Here is a 13,893-nt window from a genome sequence, read left to right as displayed (position 1 = left end):
ATTTTATGCAGGATATGAAGAAAACGTTTTTTGTTATTTTGTTTTTTTCCTGTTTTGCAGGGTATTCCCAAGAGGATGCCTGGGTGTATTTTAGTGTCAAAAATAATTCCCAAAGTTTTTACGACAATCCTTTGAATATGCTTTCCCAAAGAGCTTTGGATCGGAGAACGGTGCAGAATATTCCTTTGGATTCTAAGGATATTCCAATTGATCTTAGTTTTATTTCCCAAATTAAAGCCGTTGCGGGTATTACTGTTAAAGCCAAATCCAAATGGCTGAATGCTTTGCATATTAGAGGTACACAAACCGTTATCAATTCTTTGAAGAGTTTTTCGTTTGTTGAAAAAGTTGATTTTGCTAATAAATCACTTAACAGTACAGGAAGAAAAGCTGCTGAAGCAAAAACAAAGACAGTAAATAAAGTCATGGAAACCCAAGTGAATTTTGCTTACGGTAATTCGGCTAATCAGATTCAAATGCTTCATGGTGATGTGCTTCATCAGCAGAATTATACGGGATCAGGCAAAATAATAGCTGTTTTGGATGCTGGTTTTCCTGGAGTTAATACTGCGCAGCCATTTCAGAGACTTAGAGATAACAGCCGAATTTTGGGCGGTTATGATTTTGTAAATAGAAGCACTAATTTTTATACTGGAGACTCACACGGAACGATGGTTCTTTCGTGTATGGGCGGCTATAAGGAAAATGCTCTTGTAGGCACTGCGCCTGATGCTTCTTATTACCTGTTCAAAACGGAGGATTCTTCTTCAGAAAATCCTGTTGAAGAATCTTATTGGGTAGAGGCGGCCGAGAAAGCGGATAGTCTGGGCGTAGATGTGATTAATACTTCCTTAGGTTATTTTGAGTATGATAATGCTAATTATAGCCATACTTATAATGAAATGGATGGTAAGACGGCTTTTATAACCCGTGGTGCAGAAATTGCTTTTTCCCGCGGTATGATGGTGGTAGTTTCGGCTGGTAATGAAGGGGAGACTATGAATCCGCATATTGGAGCTCCTGGAGATGGTATTTCGGTGCTTACTGTGGGGGCGGTAGATGCTGCCAAAGCCGTAACTGCTTTTAGTTCTGTCGGTCCGTCTTTTGACGGAAGAATAAAACCTGATGTAATGGCACAAGGACAATCTGTGGTTTTATCTGATTCGTCTGGGAATATTGTAACTGCGGACGGGACTTCCTTTTCGAGTCCTATTACTGCAGGAATGGCTGCTTGTTTGTGGCAGGCTTTCCCAAATAAAACCAATAAGGAAATTAGAGCTTTAATTGTAAAGTCTGCCGATAAGTATACAAGTCCAGACAACCGATACGGCTATGGAATTCCCGATTTCAGTCTGACTTTGTCCAGCGGTTTGAATGTTACTGATTTTACGGTAAAAGATGTTTTTCTGTATCCCAACCCAGCAAGCGATTCGAGTACTTTTTCTTTTTCAGGAAATTTTGATTCTGGAATAGTGAGAGTCTATTCTGTTCTTGGTCAAAAATTGCTCGAACAGACAATTAGCAAAGAACAGCCTTCAATTTTGTTAAAAGCATTACAGACCGGTATGTACATTTATACCATAAATTGGGAAGATAAAATGTTTTCCGGTAAACTAATAAAGCAATAAACTAATTTTTTATGAACAAAATTACAAGCCTTTTCAATATTAAGTATCCGATAGTTCAAGGCGGAATGATCTGGAACAGCGGTTATAAATTGGCCAGTGCTGTGAGTAACGCAGGAGGATTGGGATTGATAGGAGCGGGGTCGATGTATCCGGAAGTGTTACGGGAACATATTCAGAAATGTCAAAAAGCAACCGACAAACCTTTTGGTGTCAACGTTCCGATGCTGTATCCTAATATTGAGGAAATAATGAAGATTATTGTTGATGAGGGCGTGAAAATTGTTTTTACATCGGCTGGAAATCCTAAAACCTGGACGTCTTTTTTGAAAGAAAACGGTATAACGGTAGTTCATGTTGTGAGCAGTTCTGTTTTTGCTTTAAAAGCGCAGGATGCAGGTGTGGACGCAGTGGTAGCTGAAGGTTTTGAAGCTGGAGGACATAATGGGAGGGAGGAAACAACAACTTTGACTTTGATTCCGATGGTGAAAGAGAAAATTTCGATTCCGTTAATTGCCGCGGGCGGAATTGCAACCGGCCGGGGAATGCTTGCCGCGATGGTTCTTGGTGCAGACGGCGTACAGGCTGGAAGCAGATTTGCAGCTTCATTAGAATCTTCCTCGCATGAAAATTTTAAGCAGACAATTGTTGAACTTCAGGAAGGAGGAACTCAATTAACATTGAAAGAATTAGCGCCTGTCCGTTTGATTAAAAATAAATTTTACCAAGATGTACAGCAGCTGTATGGACAATGTCCCAGCAAAGAGGAATTAGCTGCTTTGCTGGGAAGAGCAAGAGCTAAGAGAGGTATGTTTGAAGGTGATTTGGAAGAAGGCGAATTGGAAATTGGACAGATTGCCGGATTGATAAAAGAAGTTCTGCCGGTAAAAGTTATAATCGATAATATGATGGCCGAATTTGAGCAGGCCAAACAGCAAGTGGTTTCATTTGATTTTTAAAATTCTTACCTTTGTTTTTTCTACAAATTTTTTAAATAATGAATATATTCAGAATAAAACTTCTCCTGCTTTTTGTTTTTTTGGGTTTGAACCAAGGATTTAGCCAGACGTATAAATTTAAGACGACAGGATTAAGTGTTTCCGTAAAAGGAGCAAACGGCAAATTTGGCGATTGGAGTCCGATTAAACCAGTGAGCATAATTGTCAATCTTGATACCAAAAAAAATAGAATTGCTATTTATTCGGAGGTGATTCAATTGTTTGAGATTGTAGAATATTCCCCAACTGAAGAAAGTAAAACAGATTTAATTTACGGTTTTGTCTGCAAAGATAACAGCGGTGAAGACTGTATGCTTTCGTTTATTACCCGAAAAAACCAGAACAACATACAGCAGCTGTATGTTAAATATGCCGACAGAGTGCTGGTTTACAATATTGTCAATTTCAAATAGAGAGGTTTTTACCCGGTTCAGTTTGATAATTTGGTCTGGAAAACTCTATTTTTTAGTTATTCATTTAATTATTTCGGAAATAGTACTCTTCTTTGATTTGAAGACAGGCAGTTGTTTGGCTGTTATTTTTTTAATAATGAAAAGATGAACTGCAGTAATTTTCATTAAACTTCTTATCAGCAGTGACCGTGAGGGATAGAAATAAGCTGCCGAAGCGGCATGGATAGCCCGACAGCATTGAGGAAAGGGGCTGTATAAGCAGTACTGCATGTGAGCCCCTTTTCTCAATGGTGGCACGCCCATATTATTTTTGATGATTTAATAATTTATGGTTAAGAATTGATTATTTTATTCTTTGTATTTTTTGTTTTTTGCTGTTTTTACAAGATAAAGTGTATTTTTGTTTTTTATATAAATTGTATCTATGAGAAAATTTGTTTTGTTTTTAGTATGTGTTTTTTCTTTACAAAGTCAAGCACAGCAGCGTCCAAAATTGGTTGTTGGTATAGTTGTCGATCAGATGAAAATGGAGTATTTATACCGGTTTTCAGATGATTATTCCGCTAAAGGTTTTAAAAGAATGATGAACAGCGGGTTTACTTTTTATAATATGAATTATAATTATGTACCCACATTTACTGCTCCAGGACACGCTTCTATTTATACGGGGACAACTCCTGCTGTGCATGGAATTATTGGGAATGACTGGTATGTTCGCTCTACAGGAAAAAATATGTACTGCACTGACGATGCCAGTGTGAAAACGCTGGTTGAAGGTACTGAAAAAGAAGGGGCAATGTCGCCAAAAAATCTTTTGAGTACTACGATTACAGATGAATTTCGTATGGCAACCAACTTCAAAGGGAAAGTAATTGGTATGAGTATTAAGGACCGCGGCGCTATTTTGCCTGCGGGTCATTTTGCTAATTGGGCCTTTTGGTGTACTAAATCTGGAGCTTTTATTTCTAGTACTTTTTATGGAGATAAAATGCCGGATTGGGTGACTCAATTTAATGAGGAAAAGAATTTTATGAAATATATCGAAAAAGGATGGAGTCTGCTGAAGCCGATTGATACTTACAACGAAAGTCTTCCTGATAATAATCCATATGAGGGAAGACTGGATAAAAGTATGCCTCCTGTTTTTCCTTATGACTTGAATAAAATTTATAAAGAATCTGGAATGGAAGTCTTGAAGACTACTCCGTTTGGAAATGATTATTTGGCTGAATTAGCGGTTAGAGCTATTGAGAAAGAAGAGTTAGGAAAAGACAATATTACTGATTTCCTGACTGTAAGTTTCTCTTCAACTGATTATGTTGGGCATACTTTTGGTCCAAGATCTATGGAAATCCAGGATACTTATCTGCGTTTGGACCTTACGATTGCTTCATTTTTGGAGAATTTAGATAAAACAGTAGGTAAGGGTAATTACTTGGTTTTCCTGACTGCAGACCATGCTGTTGCCGAAAATCCGATTTATCTGAAAGATCGTAAGTATGAGGTAACTAATATTTCTTCAAAAGATATTCTTGCTTCGATGAATAAATTTTCAACAGATACTTTTGGGACTAATTTAGTTTTGAGCTACTCTAATTTTAATGTTTTTTTAAACAGAGATCTGATTAAGGAAAAAGGATTGGAATTGGCTAAAGTGAAGCAGAGTTTCAAAGAATTTTTGATGTCACAGTTTTTTGTAAAAAGAGTATACACTCAGGAAGATATTTTAACAGGTTCTGCACAGGATTATTATTTGAGTTTTATTTTCAAAGGTTATGATGTTAAACAAAGCGGTGATCTTGTAATTCTTGAAGGAGCTGGATTTTTGGAGAGTATAGAAACTGGGACAACTCATGGAACGCCTAATAGTTATGATACTAATGTTCCATTGCTTTTTTATGGCTGGAATGTTCCAAAAGGCGAATCTTATAAAAAAGAATATATAACGGAAATAGCTCCAACGCTTTCTAAAATGCTAAAAATTACTTTTCCTAATGGTACTGAATCAGAAGTTCTGGAGGAATTGTTAGTTAAAAAATAGACTGTCTTTACAGTTACAGAAATGTCCCCATTCATGCATTTGAATGGGGATTTTTTTATATCTTTTTGTTTGTTAATAGTGTGATATTTTAAGTAAAACTGTTAAATTTGAATATTTTATTTAGTAAAACATTAATTATGAAGAAAATTATAAAAAGATTTTTGCTGTTGTTTGTTATTGCTGTGGCTGCAGTTTTATTCTACGTTAAATTGGCTCTGCCAAATGTTGGCGAAATGGAATATCTCAGTATTAAGCCAACAGCTAGCCGATTAGAAAGAGGAAAGTATCTGGCAACTCACGTCTGCGTCTGCGTAGATTGCCATTCTACAAGGAACTGGAATGAGTTTTCGGGGCCATTGGCTGAAGGGACTCTTGGAAAAGGCGGTGAAGTTTTTGATCAAAGATTTGGTTTTCCGGGAAGTTTTTATTCTAAAAATATTACCCCTTCCGGTATTGGTGACTGGACAGATGCCGAAGTATTGAGAGCAATTGCCAGCGGTGTTTCAAAAGATGGCAAAGCGCTGTTTCCAATCATGCCGCACCCGCATTTTGGGCAAATGGATAAAGAGGATTTGGAATCTATTATTGTTTATTTAAGAAGCTTAAAACCGATCGAAAATATAGTTCCCGAATCTGAAGCAGACTTTCCAATGAATTTTATAATTAATACTATTCCTGAGAAACCTCATTTTTCTAATAAGCCAAGTGAAAGTGATGCTGTTGCTTACGGCGGTTATTTGTTTAACGCAGCTTCCTGTGCAGAATGTCATTCCAAACAAGAAAAAGGTAAACCGATTGCAGGAATGGAATTGGCCGGCGGTTTTGAATTCCCGATGGTTACTGGAGGTACTGCATTTTCGTCCAATATTACTCAGGATGAAGCTACTGGGATTGGAAAATGGTCTGAAGATGATTTTGTGAAACGTTTTAAATCTTATACTGATAGTTCGTATGTTTCTGTTAAAGTAAGCAAAGGTAATTTTAATACTGTTATGCCATGGACAATGTACGGCGGTATGAAAGAGCAGGATTTAAAAGCAATTTATGCCTATCTGAAAACGATTAGACCTATTAAGAATAGCGTAATCAAATTTGTGAATTAGCAAGCTGATTATTATAAAAAAAAATCCCGAAACATCAGTCTCGGGATTTTTTAGTTTTATACTGCTGCTACAGCTATTTCAGCAGGCAGCGGAATCTGATTTTGAAGCAGGTCTTCGAATTTTTCATGAGCACGGATTAAATATCCTTGTCCATTCATCCATAAAACTTCTGCTGGTTTGTATCTTGAATTGTAATTAGAAGACATTGAGAAGCAGTAAGCTCCTGCATTGCGGAAAGATAGAATATCTCCTTCTTTAATTTCAGCAATTCTTCTGTTAGTTGCAAAAGTATCCGTTTCACAAATGTATCCTACAACTGAGTAAAAACGCTCTTTTCCTTTTGGATTCGATATATTTTCGATAAAATGCTGTGATCCGTAAAACATTGGTCGGATCAGGTGGTTGAAACCACTGTCAATTCCAGCAAAAACTGTTGAAGTAGTTTGTTTTACTACGTTTACTTTTGCTAAAAAGAATCCAGCCTCACTTACTAAAAATTTTCCAGGCTCAAATATCAAAGTCAGATCTTTACCATATTCTGCACAGAAAGCGTTGAATCTTTTTGATAACTTTTTACCTAATTCATCAATATCTGTTGCGATATCATCTTTTTTGTAAGGAACTTTAAATCCGCTTCCGAAATCTAAAAACTCTAAGTTTTTGAAGTTTTTAGCAGCGTCAAATAAAATTTCGGCAGCGTATAAAAACACTTCAATATCCAGAATGTCTGATCCTGTATGCATGTGAATACCTGCGATATTCATATTAGTGTTTTCCACAATACGAACCAGATGAGGTAACTGATGCACAGAAATACCAAATTTACTGTCAATGTGGCCTACAGAAATATTAGCATTACCACCTGCCATTACGTGCGGATTGATACGTATACAAACAGGTACATGCGGGTGTTTTGCACCAAATTGTTCCAATATGGATAAGTTGTCGATATTAACCTGTACGCCTAATGCGTGTACTTCTTCGATTTCCTCCAAAGAAACGCCGTTTGGAGTATAAAATATTTTTTCTGGTGCATAACCAGCATGTAAGCCTAACAAAACTTCTTGAATAGAAACGGTATCTAGTCCAGATCCCATATCTCTCAATAACTGTAATATGGCAACATTAGATAATGCTTTCATTGCATAGTTGATGCGTAAATTAGGTACTTTTGAAAAAGCCTTCGTTAATCGATTATACTGGGATTGTATTTTTTCGGCATCATACACATAAAGTGGACTTCCAAATTGTTCTGCTAAGTGTAGTAAATCGTTTGCTTGCATCTTTAATTATTATTTTTTACAAATTTATTATTCTTTAATATTACGACCAAATTAATTGATACTATTTAACAAAATGTAACAAATTGTTTTTATTGTAACAAATAGTTCTTATTTGTTTGTTTTTTTAACTTTTTAGGTTTTCTTCAAATTTGTATTAAATGTCAAAAGAAAGGGAATTTAAAAGACTTAAATGAATAAGCTGTTAACATTTTTTTTGTCAAATAATTAAATTTTTAACGAATTGAAATTTTGTTTTTGCCTAAAAAAGAAATCCCTTGATAAAAGTGCTATCAAGGGATTTTTAAATTTATTGTTTCAAATATTATAAAGCTGGTAAATCGCCATTACCTTTTGTTGGTAAATTGCTATAACCCATCAAGTACAAATCAACTTCTCTAGCAGCTTCACGTCCTTCAGAGATAGCCCATACAATTAAAGACTGACCTCTTCTCATATCACCAGCGGTGAAAATATGAGGAACATTAGTCTGATAATTGGTTGCTTTATAATTAGTTCTAAAATCAGTTTCCAGACCTAACTGCTCTGCTAATGTTTTTTCTGGACCTGTAAAACCTAAAGCTAATAAAGCTAAATCGCAAGGCCAGATTTTCTCAGAACCTTCTTTTTCGATTAATTCAGGTCTTTGTCCTGGAGTTATTTTCCATTGAACTTCAACAGTTTTTAATCCAACTAGTTCTCCTTTTTCATTAGCAAGGAATTCTTTAGTATTAATTAGCCAGTTTCTGTCACATCCTTCTTCGTGAGATGAAGATGTTTTTAACTGTAAAGGCCAAAATGGCCAAGGAGTAGTCTCGCTTCTTCCGATTGGCGGTTTAGGCATGATCTCAAAATTAGTAACTGATTTCGCTCCGTGTCTGTTTGATGTTCCAACACAGTCAGATCCTGTATCTCCGCCGCCAATAACGATAACATCTTTGCCAGTTGCCAATACTTGGTTTTCAATTTTTTCTCCGTACAATACTTTAGTCTGCTGTGTAAGGAAATCCATTGCCTGAACTACACCTTTGCTGTCAGCACCTTTGGTAGGTAATCCTCTTCTTTCAGTTGCTCCGCCGCATAAAACGATAGAATCAAAAGAGTTCAATTCTTCCACACTAAAGTTAACACCTACGTTAACGTTAGTTTTGAAAGTGATTCCTTCAGCTTCCAAGATTTTTACGCGTCTGTCGATTATTCCTTTTTCCAATTTGAAATTTGGAATTCCGTAACGTAATAAGCCTCCAATTGCATTGTCTCTTTCAAAAACAGTAACGGTATGTCCGGCACGGTTTAATTGCTGTGCTGCTGCTAATCCGGCAGGACCTGATCCAATTACAGCAACAGTTTTTCCAGTTCTTACTTCTGGAGTCTGAGGTTTGATCCATCCTTCAGCAAAACCTCTTTCGATTATGCTTTTTTCAATATTTTCAATAGAAACCGGCTCTTGGATAATTCCCAATACGCATGATTTTTCACATGGTGCAGGACATAAACGGCCTGTGAATTCTGGGAAGTTGTTTGTAGACTGTAAAATCTGCAGTGCGCTTTCCCATTCTTCATGGTGTACCATGTCGTTGAAATCTGGAATTAAATTTCCTAACGGACAGCCACTGTGGCAAAAAGGAATCCCGCAATCCATGCATCGGGAACCTTGTTGTTTTAGTTTTTCTTTTTCTACCGGTATTGTAAACTCATTATAATTTTGTACTCTTTCAGAAACAGCAACGTTAGTTTCGTCGGTTCTGCTATATTCTTTAAATCCACCTATTTTACCCATGACTATTGTGCTATTAATTCTTGAACTTGCTTTTCTTCTGCCAATCTTTGCAATGCTTTTTTGTAATCAGTTGGCATAACTTTTGTGAAATTTTTGCTTTCGTTTTCCCAATCTGCCAATAGGCGTTTCGCCAATGGGCTATTGGTATACATCGAATGGTTTTTGATTAAGCGTTTCAATTTGGCTAAATCTTCTTCTTCCAATGTTTCTAGGGCAACCATTTCCATATTGCACAATCCATTTTCAAATTTCTTTTTGGCGTCATATACATAAGCAATACCGCCGCTCATACCAGCTGCGAAGTTTCTTCCTGTTTTGCCAAGTACAACTACTGTTCCTCCGGTCATGTATTCACATCCGTGGTCTCCAATTCCTTCAACAACAGCTGTAGCTCCAGAGTTTCTAACTGCAAAACGCTCACCAGCCATACCGTTGATGTAAGCTTCACCAGTAATTGCTCCATAAAGGGCAACGTTACCAATGATAATGTTATCTTCTGGACTGAAAGTTGCAGTCGGTGGTACTTTAATGATTAATTTTCCTCCGGAAAGTCCTTTTCCTAAGTAGTCATTACAGTTTCCGTGTATTTTGAATGATAAACCGTTGGTTGCAAATGCTCCGAAACTTTGTCCGGCAGAACCAGTAAAGTCAACAAGAATTGTATCTTCTGGTAATCCTTGAGCGCCGTATATTTTTGATATCTCATTACTTAAGATAGCTCCGACGGAACGGTCCGTATTTTTAATGTTAAAAGTAACTCTTGTTCTTTCTTTTCTGTAAATAGAAGGAATAGCTGCTTTAATAATATCAAAGTCAAGAACATTTTCTAATGCGTGATCTTGAGTAGTTGTATTATGATTTGGAACTGTTTTCGCTTTCTCTGGTTTGTAAAGAATGGTAGATAAGTCTAATCCATTTGCTTTATAATGTTTAATCGCTTTATTAACATTTAATTTCTGCGATTGTCCAACCATTTCTTTCAATGTTCTGAATCCAAGCTGTGCCATGATTTCTCTTAACTCTTCTGCAATAAAGTACATAAAGTTAATAACGTGTTCTGGCGTTCCTTTGAAGTTTTTTCTCAATTCTGGATCCTGTGTTGCAATACCTACTGGGCAGGTATTCAAGTGACAGGCTCTCATCATGATACATCCTGAAGCAACAAGCGGTGCAGTTGCAAAACCAAATTCTTCAGCTCCAAGCAATGCTGCGATAGCAACGTCACGTCCTGTTTTCAATTGACCGTCACACTCTAAAACTACACGGCTTCTTAAGTCGTTTAATATTAAAGTCTGCTGTGCTTCGGCAAGACCAAGTTCCCATGGAATACCTGTATGTTGCAAAGAAGTCAATGGTGCAGCACCAGTTCCTCCGTCATATCCTGAAATCAATATAACATCGGCTTTTGCTTTGGCAACACCGGCAGCAATGGTTCCAACACCTACTTCGGCAACTAACTTAACGTTAACTCTTGCTTCACGGTTGGCATTTTTTAAGTCAAATATCAATTGAGATAAATCTTCAATAGAATAAATATCATGGTGTGGCGGAGGAGAAATAAGACCTACATAAGGTGTAGAGTTTCTTGTTTCTGCAATCCAAGGCACTACTTTTTCACCAGGTAATTGCCCGCCTTCTCCAGGTTTTGCACCTTGAGCCATTTTAATCTGAATCTCCTGAGCGTTTGTCAGATAGTTGATAGAAACTCCAAATCGTCCAGAAGCTACTTGTTTAATAGCACTGTTTTTTGAATCTCCATTCATTTCTTTCTGGAAACGTTTTGGGTTTTCTCCACCTTCACCAGAGTTAGATTTACCTCCGATTCTGTTCATGGCAATCGCTAGATTTTCGTGAGCTTCCTGACTGATAGATCCGTATGACATCGCACCAGTTTTGAATTTTTTCACGATTTCAGTCCATGGCTCTACTTCGTCAATAGAAATAGGGTCAAGGTTGTTGAATTCGAATAAACCTCTGATAGTCATTAAGTTTTCACTTTGTTCGTTGACCATTTTAGAGTATTCTTTATAGCTTTCAGGGCTGTTCAAACGAACGGCTTGCTGTAGTTTAGAAATTGTTGTCGGATTGAACATGTGTTTCTCACCGTTTCTTCTCCATCTGTAAACACCGCCTATTTCTAAAGGCAATAGATTTGCAATTTTAGATTTAGGGAATGCATTCTGGTGTCTTTTCTTAACTTCTCTTTCAATTTCCATTAGACCGATACCTTCAATTCTTGATGGAGTGTATGGGAAATATTTTGAAGAGAATGTTTTGTTAAGACCTAAAATTTCAAAAATCTGGGCAGCTCTGTATGAATGTAAAGTAGAGATACCAATTTTGTTCATGATTTTTACAATTCCTTTTGCAATCGCTTTGTTGAAGTTTGCAATCGCATAATCAGCTTTAACGCCAGTTATGTGTCCTTCATTTACTTGGTTGTGAATAATTTCGTTTACCATGTAAGGGTTGATTGCGCTTGCTCCATATCCGAACAATAAAGCGAAATGGTGTGGTTCACGAGGTTCCGCAGATTCGATTATGATTCCGAAATTTGAACGAACCTTAAGAATGTTCAAAGTGTGGTGTATGTAAGAAGTAGCCAATAACATAGGTATTGGAGCTAATTCTTCTGTTACGCCTCTGTCTGAGAGTACAACGATGTTGCATCCTTCTGAAACTGCTTTGAAAGTTGCCTGAACACATTTTTCCAAAGCACGCTCCATACCATTAACTCCTTTTTGTATTTTGTATAAAGTAGAAATAGTAACTGTTTTGAAATCAGCGTGGTCAAGGTTTTTTATTTTATCTAAATCCTCATTGGATATTACAGGATTCTGAATTTTGATTTTTTTACAGTGAACATCAGTGATGTCAAAGATGTTGTAATCACCTCCAATTGCTAAACTTGTATCAGTAATTATTTCTTCACGAATACCATCCAAAGGCGGATTTGTTACCTGAGCAAATAATTCTTTAAAATAGTTATACAATAATTGCGGCTGATCTGATAATACCGCAAGAGGCGTGTCATTACCCATAGAACTCAATGCTTCATTACCTTGAGCTCCCATTGGGTTAATCATTGTTTTTAAATCCTCATGAGTGTATCCGAACAAGCGAAGTCTGGTTTCGAAATCAATTTGTTCAGTTGGAATTTCATTATTTGTATAAGGAATGTTGGCCAATTGCAATAAATTGTTGTTTAGCCATTCTCTGTAAGGGCGTTTTGAAACTACTGAATGTTTCACCTCTTCGTCTTCGATGATACGGCCTTCATTCATGTCCACAAGGAACATTTTCCCTGGCTCCAGTCTTCCGTGCTGTACTACATCTTCCGGTTTGATGTCAAGAACACCAATTTCTGATGACATGATTACAAATCCGCTTTTTGTCAATGTATAACGAGATGGACGCAATCCGTTTCTGTCCAATAATGCACCAATTACATTACCGTCAGTAAAAGGTATAGAAGCAGGACCGTCCCATGGTTCCATGATACAGGCATTGTATTCGTAGAATGCTTTTTTCTCATCCGACATGGTTTTGTGTTTTTCCCATGCTTCAGGAACAACCATCATCATTACTTCAGGTAAAGAGCGTCCAGTCATTAATAATAACTCGACAACCATGTCCATAGAAGCTGAATCTGATTTTCCTTCTAAGATGATTGGGAATAATTTTTTCAAATCTTCTCCAAAAACATCACTTTTCATCAATTCTTCGCGGGCACGCATTCTGCTCACGTTTCCTCTTAATGTATTGATTTCACCATTGTGACACATGTATCTAAATGGCTGTGCCAAATCCCAGGAAGGGAAAGTGTTTGTAGAGAAACGCTGATGAACCAAAGCTAAACGGGTTACCAAGTCACTGTCTAATAAATCAGTATAGTATCTGCTGATGTCTTCCGGCATCAATAGTCCTTTATATATTATAGTAGTTGTAGAACAGCTTGAAAAGTAAAACATATGACTTTCAGAAGTTCTTGAATTGCGGATTTTATGTTCAGCAATTTTTCTAGCCATAAATAATTTGGCATTGAACTGCTGCTCAGTAATATCTAAACCATTTTTACCAACAAATACCTGTTTAACGGTTGGTTCTTTTTCTGCTGCAATCTGTCCTAAATTAGAAACATCCACAGGAACATCTCTCCATCCTAAAATTGATAGGTTTTGATCTTTTATGGCAGATTCAAAAGTTTCTTTACAAAAAGCAACCTGGTTAGGGCTTTTTGGCATAAATGTCATACCTACAGCATATTCTCTAACTTCCGGGATTTCAAAATCACAGACTTTTTTGAAGAAATCATGTGGGATATCAAATAAGATTCCAGCTCCGTCTCCAGTTCTTCCATCCGAGCTTACCGCTCCACGATGTTCCAGCTTGATTAGGATGTCCAGAGCCTTATGAATAATGTCATTAGACTTAATTCCGTTCAAATTACATATAAATCCTGCGCCACAGTTGTCGTGCTCAAATTCGGGTAAATAAAGCCCTTGTTCTTTAACTCTCATGCTTGATATTTTTTTTTACAAAATTAAATATTTCTTAACATATAACGAATGAATCTATTGCATAAGGCTTGATTTTTGTTATAAAATTAAAAAAGTAATGTATAATTGACAATAATGCTGATTTTTTACTTTT

General features: G+C 36.7%; 8 protein-coding genes. 5 read left to right on the top strand and 3 right to left on the bottom strand.

Annotation, left to right across the window (positions count from 1 at the left end):
* Positions 1–14: 14 nt before the first annotated feature.
* The 5 genes from OZP07_RS15050 (at position 15) to OZP07_RS15030 (ending at position 6,180) form a co-directional block, all read left to right on the top strand.
* Positions 15–1,628, top strand: a complete 1,614-nt coding sequence (locus tag OZP07_RS15050) for a S8 family serine peptidase (protein ID WP_281635737.1) — start codon at positions 15–17, stop codon at positions 1,626–1,628.
* Between the two features lie 11 nt (positions 1,629–1,639).
* A complete protein-coding gene (locus OZP07_RS15045) occupies positions 1,640–2,584 on the top strand; it encodes an NAD(P)H-dependent flavin oxidoreductase (RefSeq protein WP_281635736.1) in 945 nt (314 codons plus the stop codon).
* A 38-nt stretch (positions 2,585–2,622) separates the two neighbouring features.
* Positions 2,623–3,036, top strand: a complete 414-nt coding sequence (locus OZP07_RS15040) for a hypothetical protein (RefSeq protein ID WP_281635735.1) — start codon at positions 2,623–2,625, stop codon at positions 3,034–3,036.
* A 424-nt stretch (positions 3,037–3,460) separates the two neighbouring features.
* Positions 3,461–5,077, top strand: coding sequence for an alkaline phosphatase PafA (gene pafA, locus OZP07_RS15035; protein WP_194639560.1), 1,617 nt, complete (start codon positions 3,461–3,463; stop codon positions 5,075–5,077).
* A gap of 137 nt (positions 5,078–5,214) precedes the next feature.
* The gene (locus OZP07_RS15030) at positions 5,215–6,180 is read left to right on the top strand and encodes a c-type cytochrome (protein ID WP_281635734.1); all 966 of its coding nucleotides are present in this window, start codon (positions 5,215–5,217) and stop codon (positions 6,178–6,180) included.
* 56 nt (positions 6,181–6,236) lie between these two features.
* Here OZP07_RS15030 and lysA read toward each other — a convergent pair whose 3' ends face one another.
* The 3 genes from lysA to gltB all read right to left on the bottom strand — a co-directional run bounded on the left by lysA (position 6,237) and on the right by gltB (position 13,760).
* Positions 6,237–7,463, bottom strand: a complete 1,227-nt coding sequence (gene lysA, locus OZP07_RS15025) for a diaminopimelate decarboxylase (protein WP_281635733.1) — start codon at positions 7,461–7,463, stop codon at positions 6,237–6,239.
* A 322-nt stretch (positions 7,464–7,785) separates the two neighbouring features.
* Entirely contained in the window at positions 7,786–9,240 is a 1,455-nt protein-coding gene (locus OZP07_RS15020; RefSeq protein ID WP_281635732.1) for a glutamate synthase subunit beta, read from the bottom strand.
* Between the two features lie 2 nt (positions 9,241–9,242).
* Positions 9,243–13,760 (bottom strand): glutamate synthase large subunit, encoded by a 4,518-nt coding sequence (gene gltB / locus OZP07_RS15015; protein WP_281635731.1) that lies wholly within the window; start codon positions 13,758–13,760, stop codon positions 9,243–9,245.
* Between the last annotated feature and the right edge of the window lie 133 nt (positions 13,761–13,893).

The sequence above is a fragment of the Flavobacterium marginilacus genome (genome assembly GCF_026870155.1).
In the GTDB taxonomy this organism is placed as follows: Bacteria; Bacteroidota; Bacteroidia; order Flavobacteriales; family Flavobacteriaceae; genus Flavobacterium; species Flavobacterium marginilacus.
Note: the sequence above shows the minus strand (reverse complement) of the source record. Positions and strands in the feature narration are given on the sequence as shown.

What these genes read in the sequence shown, in the direction of transcription:
- OZP07_RS15050 (WP_281635737.1), top strand. Translation starts at nt 15, where the DNA reads ATGAAGAAAACGTTTTTTGTTATTTTGTTTTTTTCCTGTTTTGCAGGG.
- OZP07_RS15045 (WP_281635736.1), top strand. Translation starts at nt 1,640, where the DNA reads ATGAACAAAATTACAAGCCTTTTCAATATTAAGTATCCGATAGTTCAA.
- OZP07_RS15040 (WP_281635735.1), top strand. Translation starts at nt 2,623, where the DNA reads ATGAATATATTCAGAATAAAACTTCTCCTGCTTTTTGTTTTTTTGGGT.
- pafA (WP_194639560.1), top strand. Translation starts at nt 3,461, where the DNA reads ATGAGAAAATTTGTTTTGTTTTTAGTATGTGTTTTTTCTTTACAAAGT.
- OZP07_RS15030 (WP_281635734.1), top strand. Translation starts at nt 5,215, where the DNA reads ATGAAGAAAATTATAAAAAGATTTTTGCTGTTGTTTGTTATTGCTGTG.
- lysA (WP_281635733.1), bottom strand. Translation starts at nt 7,463, where the DNA reads ATGCAAGCAAACGATTTACTACACTTAGCAGAACAATTTGGAAGTCCA.
- OZP07_RS15020 (WP_281635732.1), bottom strand. Translation starts at nt 9,240, where the DNA reads ATGGGTAAAATAGGTGGATTTAAAGAATATAGCAGAACCGACGAAACT.
- gltB (WP_281635731.1), bottom strand. Translation starts at nt 13,760, where the DNA reads ATGAGAGTTAAAGAACAAGGGCTTTATTTACCCGAATTTGAGCACGAC.